Annotated in this window: 14 protein-coding genes; 6 read left to right on the top strand and 8 right to left on the bottom strand. The window is 70.3% G+C overall.

The annotated features are described in order from the left end of the window. Positions 1–4 precede the first annotated feature (4 nt). Positions 5–1,441 (bottom strand): pyridoxal phosphate-dependent decarboxylase family protein, encoded by a 1,437-nt coding sequence (locus Ahu01nite_RS11580; protein ID WP_203836462.1) that lies wholly within the window; start codon positions 1,439–1,441, stop codon positions 5–7. Further along, positions 1,438–2,760 carry an MFS transporter gene (locus Ahu01nite_RS11585; protein WP_203836463.1) on the bottom strand — a complete coding sequence of 441 codons (1,323 nt, stop codon included), beginning with the start codon at positions 2,758–2,760 and terminating at the stop codon, positions 1,438–1,440. The genes Ahu01nite_RS11580 and Ahu01nite_RS11585 overlap by 4 nt, the downstream gene beginning before the upstream one ends. Before the next feature lie 48 nt (positions 2,761–2,808). Between Ahu01nite_RS11585 and Ahu01nite_RS11590 the strand changes: the two genes are divergently transcribed. Then, entirely contained in the window at positions 2,809–4,227 is a 1,419-nt protein-coding gene (locus Ahu01nite_RS11590; RefSeq protein WP_203836464.1) for a gamma-glutamyltransferase, read from the top strand. Here the strand turns inward: Ahu01nite_RS11590 and Ahu01nite_RS11595 are convergent. Next, positions 4,146–5,111 (bottom strand): NAD-dependent epimerase/dehydratase family protein, encoded by a 966-nt coding sequence (locus tag Ahu01nite_RS11595; protein ID WP_203836465.1) that lies wholly within the window; start codon positions 5,109–5,111, stop codon positions 4,146–4,148. The two genes, Ahu01nite_RS11590 and Ahu01nite_RS11595, sit on opposite strands and share 82 nt — an antisense overlap. Positions 5,112–5,201: 90 nt before the next feature. On the opposite strand from Ahu01nite_RS11595, the gene Ahu01nite_RS11600 reads away from it, so the two are divergent. Further along, positions 5,202–5,879 (top strand): TetR/AcrR family transcriptional regulator, encoded by a 678-nt coding sequence (locus tag Ahu01nite_RS11600; RefSeq protein ID WP_203836466.1) that lies wholly within the window; start codon positions 5,202–5,204, stop codon positions 5,877–5,879. On the opposite strand, the gene Ahu01nite_RS11605 is transcribed toward Ahu01nite_RS11600, so the two are convergent. Next, positions 5,880–6,182 (bottom strand): MGMT family protein, encoded by a 303-nt coding sequence (locus tag Ahu01nite_RS11605; RefSeq protein WP_203836467.1) that lies wholly within the window; start codon positions 6,180–6,182, stop codon positions 5,880–5,882. Positions 6,183–6,243: 61 nt separating this feature from the next. On the opposite strand from Ahu01nite_RS11605, the gene proB reads away from it, so the two are divergent. Then, positions 6,244–7,356 carry a glutamate 5-kinase gene (proB, locus tag Ahu01nite_RS11610; protein ID WP_203836505.1) on the top strand — a complete coding sequence of 371 codons (1,113 nt, stop codon included), beginning with the start codon at positions 6,244–6,246 and terminating at the stop codon, positions 7,354–7,356. Positions 7,357–7,405: 49 nt separating this feature from the next. Continuing rightward, positions 7,406–8,644 carry a glutamate-5-semialdehyde dehydrogenase gene (locus Ahu01nite_RS11615; RefSeq protein ID WP_203836468.1) on the top strand — a complete coding sequence of 413 codons (1,239 nt, stop codon included), beginning with the start codon at positions 7,406–7,408 and terminating at the stop codon, positions 8,642–8,644. Positions 8,645–8,702: 58 nt separating this feature from the next. On the opposite strand, the gene Ahu01nite_RS11620 is transcribed toward Ahu01nite_RS11615, so the two are convergent. Further along, on the bottom strand, positions 8,703–9,509 hold the full coding sequence (locus tag Ahu01nite_RS11620) for a prenyltransferase/squalene oxidase repeat-containing protein (RefSeq protein WP_203836469.1): 807 nt from the start codon (positions 9,507–9,509) through the stop codon (positions 8,703–8,705). 55 nt (positions 9,510–9,564) lie between these two features. Between Ahu01nite_RS11620 and Ahu01nite_RS11625 the strand changes: the two genes are divergently transcribed. Continuing rightward, positions 9,565–10,113, top strand: a complete 549-nt coding sequence (locus tag Ahu01nite_RS11625; protein ID WP_203836470.1) for a DUF4240 domain-containing protein — start codon at positions 9,565–9,567, stop codon at positions 10,111–10,113. A 197-nt stretch (positions 10,114–10,310) separates the two neighbouring features. Here the strand turns inward: Ahu01nite_RS11625 and moeZ are convergent, their stop codons facing one another. Beyond that, entirely contained in the window at positions 10,311–11,492 is a 1,182-nt protein-coding gene (gene moeZ, locus Ahu01nite_RS11630; RefSeq protein ID WP_203836471.1) for an adenylyltransferase/sulfurtransferase MoeZ, read from the bottom strand. 112 nt (positions 11,493–11,604) lie between these two features. Next, positions 11,605–12,513 (bottom strand): DUF3152 domain-containing protein, encoded by a 909-nt coding sequence (locus Ahu01nite_RS11635; protein ID WP_239158777.1) that lies wholly within the window; start codon positions 12,511–12,513, stop codon positions 11,605–11,607. A 1,276-nt stretch (positions 12,514–13,789) separates the two neighbouring features. Between Ahu01nite_RS11635 and Ahu01nite_RS51805 the strand changes: the two genes are divergently transcribed. Beyond that, positions 13,790–14,950 (top strand): hypothetical protein, encoded by a 1,161-nt coding sequence (locus Ahu01nite_RS51805; RefSeq protein ID WP_369076632.1) that lies wholly within the window; start codon positions 13,790–13,792, stop codon positions 14,948–14,950. An 83-nt stretch (positions 14,951–15,033) separates the two neighbouring features. Here Ahu01nite_RS51805 and Ahu01nite_RS11645 read toward each other — a convergent pair whose 3' ends face one another. Further along, complete coding sequence (locus tag Ahu01nite_RS11645; protein ID WP_203836473.1) at positions 15,034–15,987, bottom strand: DUF3152 domain-containing protein; 954 nt, start codon at positions 15,985–15,987, stop codon at positions 15,034–15,036. Between the last annotated feature and the right edge of the window lie 3 nt (positions 15,988–15,990).

The raw sequence follows: 15,990 nt of genomic DNA on the forward strand, positions 1-15,990 counted from the left end.
CCCCTTACCAGGATGGACGTTGGAGCAGGCTGAGGAAGCCGGTCAGGAGCGCCTCCCGTAAATCCGGAGGTGCGACGTTGAGGAGGGAGTTGACCGCGGCCATCGGGCCGGGTGGTGCTCCGGGCTCCAGGCCCAGTTGCAGGGCGAGACCGCCGATCAGGTCGGGGGTGATCATCTCGGAGGTCAGGTCGCCCAGCAGGGGTGGGAGCGGGACCGGGCCGCGTTTGCGGGTCGCGGTCACTGCTGCGGCGAGGTCGGCCGCAAACTCCGTCGCCGTCGCGCGCACTGCGGCCGTCACGGTGAGGTGGATGGTCGGGGGCAGCTGTTCGTACGCCATCTGGGGCTGGGTGTGCCAGCCGAGCGCGGCGAGCTCGTCGGCGAGGACGAACGGATCGACGTCCGGATCGGTGGCGAGGCACACGACGATCACCGGGGGCGCGTAGAGGCGTACGCCGGAAGTCTCGGTGACCGCCGCCGCCAGGATCTCCACGGCTTCCTGGGTCTTGGTCGCGAGTGCCAGATAGCCGTCGCCGCCCAGGTGGCGCAGGGTGGCGAGGGCCGCCGCGATCGGGCCGCCGGAGCGCGTGGAGGAGACCACCGGGTTGATCATCGTGTAGCCGGGCCAGCCCGCGTAGGCGAAGTACTGCGGGAGGCGCAGCTCGGCGTCGCGGTGCAGGAGAACCGAGACACCCTTCGGGGCGTACGCGTATTTGTGCAGGTCAACCGAGATGCTCGTGACGCCCGGCACCTCGAAGCCGAACGGCGGGATGTCCGCGCCGAGGTCCCGCAGATAGGGCAGCACCCAGCCGCCGAAGCACCCGTCGACGTGGAACCGCACCCCGCGCTGCTGGGCGAGAGCCGCGAGCTCGGGGATCGGATCGATGACGCCGTGCGCGTAGGAGGGCGCGGAACCGACGATCAGCACGGTGTCGGGGCCGATCCGATCGGCGGTCGCGGCGACGTCGGCGCGCAGGTCGGCGCCGACCGGGACCACGTCGAGCTCGACACGCAGGTAGTGCGCGGCCTTGGCGAACGCGGCGTGCGCGGTGGACGGGACCACGATGCGGGGGCTGCGCGTGGTGGCGGCGTCCCGGGCCGCCTTGACGGCGAGCAGCAGGGACTCGGTGCCGCCGCTGGTCACGCTGCCGACAACCTCGGGAGCAGCCGTGCCAGGGCCGCCGCCGAGGCGTCTGCCGGCCGCTGCGACCAGCGCGTTCTCCATGGCGAGCAGGGACGGGAAGGCGGTCGGGTCCAGGCCGTTGACATGGGCGGAGATGTCGTACGCCCGCAGCGCCAACTCGTCCAGCCCGGAAACATCGGAGTCGTACACGTACGCAAAGAGCCGCCCACCGTGCGTCGGCAGATCGCTCTCCCGAAGTTTCCGCAGCTCAGCAAGGACCTGCCCGGCTGGGATCCCCCGGGCGGGAAGTGCGTCGATCACCGTTGCCCCCGATCGTCGTAGCGGCGTAGCAGCAGCACGGCAGCACCCACCAGCAGCCCTGGGACGACGGTGAAGCCGAGCAGCACCCCCAGCTTGGCAGTTCCGTCCTGGGTCGCGGGGACCCCTGTGGATGACGAGACGTAACCGAACACCTGGAGGATCAGCGCGAAGATGCCGGGACCGAACGCGAGCCCCAGAGTTTCGCCCGCTGTCCACAGGCCGGTGAAGACGCCCGCCTGACGCCGCCCGGTTCTGGCAGTGTCGTAGGCGATGCAGTCCGGGAGCATGGCCATCGCGAAGACCTGCTGCCCGGCGTATCCGCAGCCCACGACGGCGACGAAGGCATAGGTGAAGGGGGCGGGCATGACACCGGCGGTGAGCAGGGCCACAACACCCACGGCGAACAGCAGCGACGCGATGATCAGGCCGCGGAGCTTGCCGAGCCGGGCGCCGACGCGGCTCCACAGTGGCATCACCAGCAGGGCCGGGCCGACGAACGCCGCGAAGAGGAACGTCGCGCCGGAATCCTGCTCGAGGATGTGGTCGGCGAAGTACTGCACGCCGGCGAGCAGGGTGCCGATGCCCGCCGACTGGACGATCCAGCAGAGCAGGAGACCTCGGAAGGGCACGTTGGCGAAGGCCGTCGCCAGTTGGACGCGGAGGCTGCTTTCCGGTTCGGGGGCGGTGTGCTGCTGGGCTCCGCGCGTACCGAAAAAGGCACCCAGGGTGCCCACGACGATGAGGGAGCCGACGAAGATGCCGGACCACCGGTGGCCGGTCAGGCCGCCGCCGCCCGAGTCGACCACGAGCGGGGCGAGCGCGCCGGAGACCAGGATGGCGACCGCGATGACCGCGACCCGCCACGTCATCAGCCTCGTCCGCTCGGCGTAATCGCTGGTCAGCTCGGCGGGCATCGCGACATAGGGCACCTGGAAGAACGCATACGCGGTGGCCGCCGCGAGGAAGGAGAACGCCACGTAGGCACCGGCCGCGCCGCCGTGACTGAACGGCCCGGCGAAGATGGCCGCGAAGAGCACACCCAGGAGCAGACCGGCAATGATCAGGTACGGGCGCCGCGCACCGCTGCGGTCGGAGAGCCGGCCCGCCACCGGGTTGACCAGCACGTCCCACGCCTTCGGGAGCAGGACGAAGAGCCCCGCCGCGCCCGCGGCCACGCCGAGCGTGTCGGTCAGATAGGGCAGAAGGAGCAGACCGGGCACGGTTCCGAAAGATCCCGTCACCAGCGAACCCAGGGCATACCCGGCCAAGGTGCGGCGTGGCAAGGCTTGTACGCCGGTGGGGGGATCGGCGAGCGTCATGGACGCGGATGGTAACCATCCGGGGCCCTGACCTCTACGCTTCCGCCAATGGAGTTCTCCCAGCAGTCCAGGCCGATCGCCGCCGGGGTCGCGGCAAGTCACCCGGCCACCGCCGCCGCGGGAATGCGGATCTTGCAGGCCGGAGGCTCAGCGGCCGACGCCGCGGTGGCCGCCGTGCTCGCGACCTGTGTGACGGAGACCGTCTACACCGGGCTGGGCGGTGGGGGATTTGCCACATACTTCGATGCGGCTTCGGGCAACGTCACCTGCCTCGACTTCTTCGTCGCGGTTCCCGGCACCGACGGTGATCTCGAACCGGGCCCGATGGTCTCGGTGGACGTGTTCTTCGGCGGGATGCCCCAGGTCTACGCGATCGGCGGTGCGAGCGTCGCCGTGCCGGGCGTGCCCGCGGGCTGCGGTGAGGTGCACCGGCGCTGGGGGCGGCTGCCGTGGGAGTCGCTGGTGGCACCGGCGCACGAACTCGCGGTCACGGGCGCCGATCTGCCCGCGGCGCACGCGCGGACCTTGGAGTCTTGCGCGCCCGCGCTCACCTACGGGTCCGGCGCGGAGGTCTACGCGCCGGGTGGACGGCTGCTGGGCGGCGGCGACCGGCTCTTCCACCCCGGGCTGGCGACCGCCATGGCACGGCTGGCCGACGAGGGACCGTCACTCTTCTACACCGGTGCGTACGGAGCCCAGCTCGTCGAGACCGTACGCGAAGCCGGTGGCTCGATCGGCCCGCTCGACCTGGCGAACTACCGGGTGCTCGAGACGCCGGTCGATCACGCCACGCTGGGGTCCTACCGGGTGCGGGCCCGGCACGACCTCAGCCGGACGGTCGACACCATCGCGGCCCTGCCCGCGAACCTCACCGGCCTGCCCCGGCCCGAGCGTGCCGTTGCCCTCGCCGCAGCCCTGCGCGACCTCGGCCGGCAGAAGATCGGCGACACCACCAACGTCTCGGTGGTCGACCCGGACGGCAACGCCTGCGTCATCACCACCACGCTGGGGCTGGGCGCCGGAGTCTGGCTGCCCGGCCTGGGCATCAACCTCAACTCGATGCTCGGCGAGGGCGAGCTGATCACCGACGACCTCGCCCCCGGCCGGCGGATGTCCTCCAACATGTGCCCGCTCGTCGTCATCGACGCGGCCGGCGATCTCGCCCTCGCGGCCGGGTCCGCCGGGGCCTCGCGCATCCGCACCGCGCTGATCGACACGCTGCTCGGCGTGCTGGTCGACGGCCTGGACACCGGGACGGCCCTGAGCCGCCCGCGGTTCCACGTGGTCGACGACACCGTGCACGCCGAACCCGGATATCCCGCCGATGAGCTGGACGCGCTGGCCGCGGCGGGCTGGCGGATCCAGCGGTGGCCGGAGCTCGACCACTACTTCGGCGGCGTCACCGCCGTAGCCGCCGGCAGCGCGGCCGGCGATCCCCGGCGCGGCGGGGTGGGGCTGCTGCTGTAGGCCGCCTCCTCACGGATGGCGACGTCGAGGTCGGTGGGCTGCAGGCCGAACGTGCGGGCCGTCTCCGTGGCGTCGAGGAGGTACGGGCCGTAGAACTGGTAGTCCATCTCGGCGAGCTCGCGGGCCATCGGCACCGCCAGACCCGCCGTCCGCATCACCCAGCGCGGCAGCTTGCGCATCTTCACCTCCGGCACGCCGGCGAGCTGGGCGTGCCGGGCCGCGAGCTGCCGGACGCTCTCCGCCGGGGCTGACGGGACATGCCATGCCCGCCCCCAGGCGCGCTCGTCCCGGGCGAGCCGGACCAGCGCGGTGGCCATGTCGCCGATGTAGGTCCAGGTGTGCGGGGCGTCCGGGTCGCCCGGCACATACGCGGTGCGGCCCTTGGCGATGGCCGGGCCGATCACCGCGGAGAAGACGCCGGAGGCGCCCGCGCCCACGTAGTCGCAGCCGCGGACCTCGGTCGTGCGGATGCCGCTGTCCAGGGCGTCCTGCCACATCTTGTTGCGGACGCGGCCCTTGACCCCGGTTGCCGCGAGGGGCGTGTGCTCGGTCATGCGGCCGTCGGGCTGGGGGCCGTACCCGTAGACGTTGCCGGTGATGGCCAGGACCGCGTCGTTCGCCTTCGCCGCGGCGATCATCGCTCTCGAGATCGGGGGCCAGAGCTCAGGCCATTTGGTGTACGGAGGGTTCACGCAGTTGTAGATCACGCTCGCGCCCTGAGTGATCTCCACGAGCCCCTTCGCCGCATCAGCTCTGACTTTTTCGATCATCGGGTGCTCCGGCCCGCTCCCACTCCGCGTGACAATCCGGACTTTCTGCCCCTGCTCGACCAGCTGGTGCGCGATTGCCGTCCCGACCGGACCCGCTCCGACGATTACCTGCATGGCGTTCTCCTTTGTGAGCACTGCTCTCAGTTAAGAGCAGAGCACGCGACTGAGTCAAGAGCAGTGCTCTCGGTGTGGCACACTGATTCCATGAGTGCCGCTTCGCTGCGCGCGCGGATCCGCGCCGAGATGTCCGACGAGATCAAGGCCGCCGCGCGCAAGCACCTGGCCATCGAGGGCGCGAACCTGTCGCTGCGCGCGGTCGCCCGCGACCTGGGGATGGCGTCGTCCGCCCTCTACCGCTACTTCGCCAGCCGGGACGAGCTGCTCACGGCACTGATCATCGACGCGTACGACGCCGTGGGCGCCGCCGCCGAAGCAGTCCCGGTGTTTCCCACGGCGCCGCAGCGCTGGGTCGAGATAGCCCACGCCGTCCGCAACTGGGCGCTGGCCAACCCGCACGAGTGGGCCCTCGTCTACGGCAGTCCGGTGCCGGGCTACCAGGCGCCCTCCGACACCATCGGCTCGGCGACCCGGGTCATCTTCGCGTTCGCCAGGGTCGTGGCCGAAGCCGCGACAACGGGTCACGCCGCGGCGGGCAGCCCGGTCGACGGCCAGCTGGGCGAGGAGTTCCACGCACTCGCGGAGCTCGCACTGCCGGGCATGGCTCCGCAGCTGGCCGGGCGGGCGATGGCCGGCTGGATCCAGGTCTGCGGCGCGGTCAGCGCGGAGCTGTTCGGCCAGCTCGCCAACACGATCGACGCCCGCCGCGAGTTCTTCGAGTTCCAGATGCGCGGCACGGTCGACTGGATCGGTCTCAAGGCTTAGCTACGGGGTCCAGCTCGCCTTGGCCATGTCAACGCGGTCACCCTTCAGGGGCACGCCCTCACTGAGTAGGAGCTGCCGGGCCTCCTGCTCGTGACCGGGCGGCATCCGGCCGGCGCTGTTCACCACGCGGTGCCAGGGGACCGCGCCGCCGTGCCGCGCCATGATGTTCCCGACCTGCCGGGCGGAGTTGCGCCCCGAACGGTCGGCGAGCGCGTCCGCGACCGCGCCGTAGGACATCACCTTGCCCTCCGGGATGGCCTCGATGAGCCGCAGCACCTCTTCCACGTACTCCTCTGGTGTCACCGTCGCCACGATATGGGATGTGAAGTCCGCCCGGCACGCCGCGGCGAGCAGAATGGGCCGGGTGCGCAACGAGGTGACCGGAGCTCGCCGGATCGTGGTCAAGGTGGGGTCGTCCTCGCTGACCACGGCCGCCGGCGGTATCGACGACCTGCGCGTCGACGCCCTGGTCGACGTGCTCGGCAAGCTGGCCACGCAGGGCCGTGAGGTGGTGCTGGTCTCCAGCGGCGCGATCGCGGCCGGCCTGGCCCCGCTCAAACTGCGCCGGCGTCCGCGCGACCTGGCCACCCAGCAGGCCGCGGCCTCGGTGGGCCAGGGCCTTTTGATCGCACGGTACGCAGCCGGCCTCGCAAGACACGGGCTGACCGTCGGGCAGGTCCTGCTCACGGTCGACGACGTGACCCGGCGCAAGAACTACCGAAACGCCTACCGGACCCTGCGCAAGCTGCTCGACCTCGGTGCCCTGCCGATCGTCAACGAGAACGACACCGTGGCCACCGAGGAGATCCGCTTCGGGGACAACGACCGGCTGGCCGCGCTCGTGGCCGCCCTGGTGCAGGCCGACCTGCTGGTGCTGCTCTCCGACGTGGACGCGCTCTACACGGGTAACCCCGCAGACCCCACATCACAGCGGGTGCCGCTCGTCTCGCCTGACACCGATCTGTCGCATATCTCGGTCGGGAGCGTGGGTTCGTCCGGGGTCGGCACCGGTGGCATGGTCACCAAGGTCGAGGCCGCCCGGATCGCCACCGGCTTCGGCATCCCCGTCGTGCTGACCGCGGCGCCACTGGCCGCGGCCGCCCTCGACGGCGACGACGTCGGGACCCTGTTCCATGCCGCCCAGCACCGGCCCACCGCCCGGCTCTTCTGGCTGGCCCACGCCACCTCCCCCCGCGGCCGGCTGCACCTCGACCCCGGCGCGGTCACCGCCGTCGTCGCCCGGCGCAAGTCACTGCTGCCCGCCGGCATCACCGCCGTCGATGGCTCGTTCGCGGCGGGCGACGCCGTCGACCTGGTGGACGCGGGCTCCGGCGCCCCGATCGCCCGCGGGCTGGTCAACTACGACGCGGTCGAGCTGCCCGCACTGCTCGGGCGCTCCACCCCGGAGCTGGCCGCGTCGCTCGGCCCCGGCTACGAACGCGAAGTCGTCCACCGCGACGACCTGGTCCTGCTCTGACGACTTTCCTGACCGCCTCCCCAAGCCCCTTTCGACTTTGGAGATCATCGTGAGTGTGCTTCAGCAGGCCGCCGACGCGCGGATCGCCGCCATCGACCTGGCCTCCGCCATCCGCTCGGAGAAGGACGCGGCGCTGCTCCTGATGGCGTCACGCCTGGTCGAGCGCGCGGACGACATCGTCACCGCGAACGCCGTCGACGTGGAGAATGCGCGTACATCAGGCCTGTCGGAATCCATGATCGACCGGCTGAGCCTGACCACCGACCGCATCACCGCGATGGCCGAAGGCCTGCGCCAGCTCGCCGCCCTGCCCGACCCGGTCGGCGACGTGATCCGCGGCTCGACCCTGGCCAACGGCCTCGAGCTACGCCAGATCCGGGTCCCGTTCGGCGTGGTGGGCATCATCTACGAGGGCCGTCCCAACGTGACCGCCGACGCCGCGGGCATCTGCCTCAAATCCGGCAACGCGGTCCTGCTGCGCGGCTCCGGCTCGGCCATGAGCTCCAACGCCGCGATCGTCTCGGTGCTGCGCAAAGCGGTCGCCGACGCGGGCCTCCCCGCCGACGCCATCCAGCTGCTCGACGCCTCCAGCCGCGACTCGGTCAAGGAGCTGATGCGCGCCCGGGGCCTGGTCGACGTCCTCATCCCCCGCGGCGGCGCCTCGCTGATCAGGACGGTGGTCGAGGAATCCACGGTCCCGGTGATCGAAACCGGCGTCGGCAACTGCCACGTGTACGTCGACGAGGCCGCCGATCTCGAAAAAGCCCTCGCCGTGGTCCTCAACTCCAAGACCCAGCGCCTCTCCACCTGCAACACCGCGGAGACGCTCCTGGTCAACGCCACCCTCGCGGAGACGTTCCTCCCCCTCGTGGTCGAGGAGCTGATCAACGCCGGCGTCACCATCCACGGCGACCCCCGCGTCGCCACGCTCGACGGCGTGGTCCCGGCCACCGACGAGGACTGGGACAAGGAATACCTCTCCGCGGACATCGCCGTCGCCGTCGTCGACACCCTCGAAGACGCCCTCGACCACATCCGCCGCCACGGCACCGGCCACACCGAGGCCATCGTCAGCGAAAACGTGACAGCCACCCGCCGCTTCACCGCCGGCGTCGACGCGGCAGCCGTCATGATCAACGCGTCGACCCGCTTCACGGACGGCGGCGAGTTCGGCTTCGGCGCCGAAATCGGCATCAGCACCCAGAAACTCCACGCCCGCGGCCCGATGGGCCTCCCCGAACTGACCTCCACGAAGTACGTGGTGACGGGCAACGGCCACACGCGCTGATCTGGGCAGATGCTTCAGCGGCAGGCGCTTCAGCGGCGGACGCTTCAGCTGCAGCGCTTCAACGGCAGGCGCGGATGGCGGTCAGGGTGATGTTGACGTCGAAGATGGGGCCTTCGTCGCTGTCCCAGCCGCCGTCCGTGCGCTGCGTCTCCCCGAGCCGCTTCCGGGCACTGCGCAGAAGCCAGTCATCACCCAGGTTGACCCGGCGCAGGGCCGCCGCCATGTTCGCGACATCCGCCGCGGACATGTCACCGAGCCGGTCACCCAGCACCAACTGCACCCGCGCCGACTCGTAGAAGAACTGGGCCTCGTTCAACAGTCCCGCCGCATGCCAGCCTGCCGCCAGAAACGACGGCCACGTCCCGTCCGGTCGCAACTGCCCGGCCACAAAGGCAGCGGCTCTGGCGAGGGTGTCGCCATGACGGGCCGGCGCCTCATGATGGGGATGGGCTTCGAGCTCCGCCACGGACATCCAGAACCCGGCCACCGAGCTCAGATAGAGCGTCGCCTCAGGATCGCCCGGCATCGCCCACGCGGGAGCCTCCGCGGCCAGCGCGGCATCCTCCTGCCAGCTGCCGTCGGGCCGCTGCACCGCCGCCAGCCAGGCCAGCGCCTTGTCGATGTGCTCGCCGCCCAGATCCCCGAGGTCGTCAAGCTCCGCCAGCCGGAAACAGGTCGCGTCAACCGAAGGCACGTCGCGATCCCCACCGGCGGGCCACCCACCGGCCGCGGTCTGCCCGCTGTCGATCCGCTCCAGCACACTCTCGGACGGCCGGCTCCCCGCCCTCAGATATGACAGCCGAGCCCGCTCAACGGCGTCACCGTGCGCCACGACGTACCCGATCGCCGCATCGATATCGACCACCCTCGTGACGCTACAACGGTCCCGGTGCTTTCGCCCGCCCGTCACAATCATCGTCGTGGACACCACAGACGTATGGCACCTGATCGACCAGGCCCGAGCCGACCTGACCGACCCCCGCGACGCCGACGACATCGCCGCCCGCGCGACCTCCCTGCTGGCCGGCCGCCCACCTGCCGACATCGAGGCATTCGCCCAGCCGCTGTGGGACCTGCTCGCCCACTCATACCGCGCGGACCTGTGGGCCGCCGCGTACACGATCAACGGCGGCGCCTCCGACGACGGCTTCGACTACTTCCGCGGCTGGCTCATCGCCCAGGGCCAGGCAACCTACGACCAGGCACTCACCGACCCGGACAGCCTCGCCGACCACCCCGCCGTCATCCAAGCCGCCGCCGACGAAATGGAACTCTCCGGCGAAGACATCCTCGGCATCGCCTGGACGGCCCACCGCCAGGCCAGCGGCAAGGACCTACCCGACAACGCCTTCACCATCACCTACCCGGACCTGGACCCAGCCTGGGATTTCGACTTCGACAACCCAGAAGAAATCCACCGCCGCCTACCGAAACTGGCCGCCCTCTTCCTGGAGCCCGACGAAACCTGAGCCGGCGCCCCGCGCCGCGCTGTTGATTGCGCTGCAAGCGCCCCACCCTCCGTGGTCTGCAAGCGCCCCGCGCTGCAAGCGCCCGCCCAGCCACTCCCCCACCGCAACCCGGCCACCCACCCCGCTCGATGCCAAAGGCCGCCCGCACCCCCGGACCCCGGGCGCACGGACGGCCTTTGACCTAAAGCGAAGCGCTATCAGTAAGAAGGCAACGAAGGATCAACAGTGTTGACCCAGGAAACGATCCCACCCTGGACATGTACGGCGTCCTTGAAGCCGGCCGACTTGATCACGGCCAGCGCCTCAGCAGACCGCACGCCGGACTTGCAGTGGAGCACGATCTGCCGGTCCTGCGGGAAGCGGGACAGTGCCTCGCCCGAAAGGATCTCGCCCTTCGGGATCAGCGTGGCGCCCGGGATCGAGACGATCTCGTACTCAGCGGGCTCGCGGACGTCGACGAGGAACACGTCCTTGCCCGCGTCCTGCCACTCCTTGAGCTCCCTGGCGGTGATCGTGGCGTCGAGGGTGGCTTCCTGGGCCTCGGTGGAGACGGCGCCGCAGAAGTCCTCGTAGTCCTCGAGGAGGTCGGTGACCGTGGGGTTCTCGCCGCAGAGTGCGCAGTTGGGGTCCTTGCGGACCTTGATCTTGCGGTACTCCATCTCGAGGGCGTCGTAGACAATCAGCTTGCCGACCAGGGGCTCGCCGATGCCGGTGATGAGCTTGATGGCCTCGTTGACCTGGATGGAGCCGATAGACGCGCAGAGCACGCCGAGGACGCCGCCCTCAGCGCAGCTCGGGACCATGCCGGGCGGCGGGGGCTCGGGGTAGAGGCAGCGGTAGCAGGGGCCGTGCTCTTCCCAGAACACGGATGCCTGGCCGTCGAAGCGGTAGATGGAACCCCAGACGTACGGCTTGCCGAGCAGCACCGCGGCATCGTTGACCATGTAGCGGGTCGCGAAGTTGTCGGTGCCGTCGACGATCAGGTCGTACTGACTGAAGATCTCCTTGACGTTGTCGACGTCGAGGGCGGTGTTGTGGACGACCACGTTCACCAGCGGGTTGATCTCGCGGATGCTCGACGCGGCAGACTCGGCCTTGGGCCGGCCGACGTCGGAGACACCGTGGATGATCTGGCGCTGCAGGTTGGACTCGTCGACGGTGTCGAAGTCGACGATGCCCAGCGTGCCCACCCCGGCCGCGGCCAGGTAGAGCAGGGCCGGCGAACCGAGACCGCCGGCGCCGACGACGAGCACCTTGGCGTTCTTGAGCCGCTTCTGCCCGGCCATGCCGACGTCAGGGATGATCAGGTGACGGGAATAGCGCTGGATCTCATCGATCGACAGCTGAGCCGCCGGCTCGACGAGCGGGGGCAGTGACACGGTGAACTCCCCGGGTTGACGGTAAGGTGCGCCCACCATTGTTGCTCGTTGATTGCCGGAGTGGGAATGACGAGGAACACCGGCCCGACATGCGGGACGCGGGAATCATTCGTCAGTCGATCGGGTTCCCGGCGTACCGCTTCCCGTCCAGGTACGCCCAGGCGTTCGCAACGCACCCGTTGAGCCCGTAAGTCTGCTGCATCATGACCGGAGCGGGCTTCCCCTTGCCCGGGCAGGCCTCGTGCGAGTGCCCGAGCTGGTGTCCCACCTCGTGGTTGATCGTGTACGCCCGGTACACCTCGAGCGGCGCGTCGTAGTCGGGCACGGCATCACGCCACCGGTCGAGGTTCATGATGACCTGCCCGGGCATCCGGCACGAGCTGAACGCCGCCGTCTTGAGACCCCCGGTCGCGCACATCTTCTCCGACGTCTTCGCCGAGCTCAGATAGATCGTGAACTCCGACCCGGCCGCCTGCGGAACCCGCTGCAGCCGGAACTGCCGCCCCGCGATCCAGCTCCGCGGGTCACCGAGGATCCGGTCGACCTCAGCGGCGAACTCGTTCCCGTTACCGTTCCCGGTCCGGTTCTCCACCGCCACCTTGAACCGCCGCAGCGTGCCGGTCGTGCCGAGCACCGGCCCGTACCCTCCGACGAAGGAGAATCCGGTCGAGCTCACGTTCGTCGGTGCCTTCGTCGGCGGCTGATCAACGGCATCGGGCGGAATTCCACCCGCAGTGGTCTTGGTGGGAGCGGCAGTCGCGGTCGCAGTCGGCTCCGCCGGCTTCACGGGTACGCCCTGAGCGCCGGGCGCCAGAGCCCCCGTCCCCGCCTTGTCGACCGGAGTCGCGCTGTTGTTGCTGCTCCGCACGACCTGCCCGACCACCAGCACCACAATCGCGATGAGCAGGAAAATCAGCACAGCCGCCTGCCGCCGCCGCAGCATCCGCCGGACGCCGGGCTCCACGGTCGCCGGAGCGCCCTGCCCTGCGACAACAGCGTCCGCATCGGCTGCGGGCGGCATGACCATATCCGGCCCGACGATGGGCGGCATCTGCTCAGTGGCCGCGCCTTCAGCCCAAATACTCTGGGTACGCCCACCGGGCGCCACCCCGAACGGAGCCCCCACCGGCGGAAACCCATACTCCCCAGGAGCAACGAACGCCCCCGGCACCCCCCGCACCGCAGCACCCGGCCCTGCACTGTCGAGCCCTGCGCTGTTGAGCTCTGCGCTGGTCGGCCCCGCGCTGCTAGGCCCGGCACTGGTGGGCCCGGCACTGCTGGGCCCCGCGCTATCCGTCCCTGCCACCGCGAGACCCGATGCCTCCACCGGCGAGGCGTTGCGGCTGGCAGGGGCCTCAGCCGGCGCGACGCTGCGACTGGCCGGAGCCTCGACCGGCATGGCCACCTCGGTAAGCGCAGCCGACTCGCCGACCTTGGCATCCACACCACTACCGTCAGCCGCTATCTCGACAGGCTCGGTCGCTTCCACCGGCCTGCCCGGCTCGATGGGAATTGTCGGCCGAGTAGGAATTTCCCCCGGCGGCGTCCCCTCCACCGGAGGCCGGGTCGCTGCCCCCGTACGCGCAGCCGAAGGCCGGCTCCTGCCCGAAGTCGCCCGCGAAGGCCGATTGGCAGGCCCCGCAGTCTTACCCCCCGAACGCCGAACCGGCCGCTGAACCTCAGTCCCTGCCGCAGCCATAACAAGCGCATCAGCCGCAACCGCACCCCCCGCCGCCCGGCTCTTGGCCCCCGCGGAAGCATCAGCCTCGCCGGCGGCATAAGCCTCAGCGACATCCTCAGCATTGAGAACCCCACCAGACTCCCCCACCACAGCCCGAGCAGCCCGACTCCGAGCCCGAGTCGCAGTAGCCGGAGTCGCCTTCTTCTCCGGCACTACAACCTCGGCCAGGCCCCCTTGAGAACCCGTCACCTTTGCCGCGGTTCCCTCTGCCGACGTCGCCTTGGTAGGTGCCGCCTTACGAGGGGCAGGTTTGGTCGAGGTTGCGCTCGTTGACTCGGTCTTCGTAGTACCGGGACTTGTTGAGGTCGCCTTACCCGCGGAAGCCGCCTTGATTACCGGACCCGCGGGAGCCGACTTGGTTGCGGTCTTCGTGGCCGCGGTCGTGGCAGGGGCAGCCTTCGCCGGCGTCGCCTTCGCTGCCCCTGCTTTAGCGGTCGTGATCTTGGTCGGCGCGGTCTTAGCCGGTGCGGCCTTAGCCGGCGCGGGCGTGGTCTTGACCGCCGCAGGTTTGGTCGCCGGAGGCTTCTCAGCCGAGGTTTTTGCGGAGACGGCCTTGGTGGGCGACGTTTTCGCAGGGTTTGCCTTGGCAGGGGTCGCCTTGGCAGAGGCCACCCGGGTCGCGGTCTTGACCGGGGCGGTCATCGCCGTCGCGGTCTTGGCAGGCGCGGTCTTGGCAGGCGCGGTCTTGGCAGGCGCGGTCTTGGCAGGCGCGGTCTTGGCAGGCGCGGTCTTGGCGATCGGTGCCTTTGCGGGAGCCGTCTTGCCTACTCCGGCTTTCGACGCCGTGGCTGCGGATGTCTTGACCGGAGCGGCTTTGGTTGCCGCCGCGCTGGTCGAAGCCGTCCTGGTGGCGACCGACTTGGCCGCGGGAGCCTTAGTGGCGGCAGCCTTGGTGGTAGTCGACTTGGTGGCAGTCGACTTGGCCGGAGCGGAGCCAGCCGCGGCTCCGCTCGCCGCAGTTGACTTACCGATAGCTGCGGTAGTCACGCCTGAATTCGCCGGCGTCGACCTTGTAGCAGCCACCGTGGCCTTGGACCGCGCCGCAAGAGGCCCCCCAGACCGCGCCGCACGCGACCCGGCCGCACGCGACCCAGCCGCACCAGACCCGGCCGCGCCGGATCGGGCCGCACGAGACCCAGCCGCACCAGACCCGGCCGCGCCGGATCGGGCCGCGCCAGACCCAGCCGCAACAGAGCGGGCCGCACCGGATCGGGCCGCACCGGATCGGGCCGCGCCAGACCTGCGCGGGGCCGATCCGATATCGACCACAACTGCTTGCTGGGTCGCGGCATCTGGGGTATCTCCGGGATGGACCGATCCAGGCTCAGCACCACCAGGCCGCACCACACCGGGCTGGACCACACTGGACCCGATCGCGCCGGACCCAACAGCCGTGGCCCTTGCCCCCATCGGCTCAACCACATTGGGCTGGGCCGTCGCAGGCCTAACCGCAGCAGGCCTAACCGCAGCACGCTTAGCCATCGCACGCTCAGCCACATCGGGCTGGGCCACAACGGCCTGGGCCACCGCGCGCTCAGCCACCGCAGGCTCAGCCGCAGCGGGCTGGGCCGGGGTCGGCTTGGGCTTGGTGGGGCGTGGGCGTGCGGGGGTGTTGGTGGGCGCGGGGGTCTTCGCCGTCGGTGGGTTCCTGGGGGGCTGCTCCTCAGCGGCGGTCCGGGGAGCTGCGGAACCTTTTGTCGCCTTTGCCATAACATAGGCCAGAGTGCCAGAGGGCGGCGGTTGTCACAGGCGTTTCGCGAGACGTACTCAGAACCATCCGATCGTATGGGCCCCGGCGGGTCAGACCGGTGGACCTTGGAGCAGGTTGCCATCTCTGCGTGGCCAAGGGTATGGGATGCAACCACGAAGGGTGAGGGTCTGCTGGACCATCACCGGGGCCGGGCCTCCGCGTTTTGGGCAGCCTTCGTGGTGGCGGCCCAGTTCGTGGCCCACCTCGTGGTTGATCACGTACTGGCGGTAGACCGCGAGGGTGATTTTGGCGCTGATGTAGGGCTGGGCCGAGAGCCGCCAGCGGTCCAGGTTGATGATCGCGCGGCCGGTGGAGCGGCAGGATGTGTAGGGGCGGCCGCCGACGTCGATGGCCACTCCTCCGATGCGGCACATGCGGCCGGCGGTTTCGCGGGTGGCGAGGTAGACGGTGAAGCTGGCTTTCACGTTGCCCGGGACCCGTTGCAGGCGGAGCCGGCCGTCGCCGATCCAGCTGCGGTCGTCGCCGAGGATGGCCTCGACCTGGGTGGCGAACGAGTTCAGGTCCTCGTTGCTGCCCTTCTCGACCGCCACGTGGAAGCGGCGCATGGTGCCGGACGTGCCGAAGATTTTGCTCCAGCCCTGCGCATAGTCGAAGGTTCCCGTGCCGCGGGTCGGCACGGCTCCCGGGAGCGCGGTCACGGCTTCCGGGCTCACCTCACCAGCAGGGGAACCCGGACCGGCAGAGGAAACCGCATCGGTGGGGGGAACCGCACCGGCAGACGGAGCAGCGCCGGCAGCGGAAGCATCGGACGGACCAGCGGCAGAGGGCAGGACACCGGCAGATATAACAGGTGACGGAGCAGGCCCGGCAGAAGCGCCGGAGGTGCCCGGCGTGGAGGTCGTCGACGACCAGACCGTGGGCAGGAGCAGGCCTCCGACCAGGAGTACGACCACGACCATCATCGCGGCGAGCCACCAGCGGCGGCGGTCGGTGCCCGGCTCGGGCGCTTCGGTGACGGCGTCGGGCGTGGGGGTGTCGATCATCGG

The organism is Winogradskya humida (assembly GCF_016862215.1).
In the GTDB taxonomy this organism is placed as follows: Bacteria; Actinomycetota; Actinomycetes; order Mycobacteriales; family Micromonosporaceae; genus Actinoplanes; species Actinoplanes humidus.

Bases quoted from the DNA above. Each gene is read 5' to 3' on its own strand.
- Ahu01nite_RS11585 (WP_203836463.1), bottom strand. From the start codon at position 2,760: ATGACGCTCGCCGATCCCCCCACCGGCGTACAAGCCTTGCCACGCCGC.
- Ahu01nite_RS11590 (WP_203836464.1), top strand. From the start codon at position 2,809: ATGGAGTTCTCCCAGCAGTCCAGGCCGATCGCCGCCGGGGTCGCGGCA.
- Ahu01nite_RS11595 (WP_203836465.1), bottom strand. From the start codon at position 5,111: ATGCAGGTAATCGTCGGAGCGGGTCCGGTCGGGACGGCAATCGCGCAC.
- Ahu01nite_RS11600 (WP_203836466.1), top strand. From the start codon at position 5,202: ATGAGTGCCGCTTCGCTGCGCGCGCGGATCCGCGCCGAGATGTCCGAC.
- Ahu01nite_RS11635 (WP_239158777.1), bottom strand. From the start codon at position 12,513: ATGCCGCCCGCAGCCGATGCGGACGCTGTTGTCGCAGGGCAGGGCGCT.
- Ahu01nite_RS11645 (WP_203836473.1), bottom strand. From the start codon at position 15,987: ATGATCGACACCCCCACGCCCGACGCCGTCACCGAAGCGCCCGAGCCG.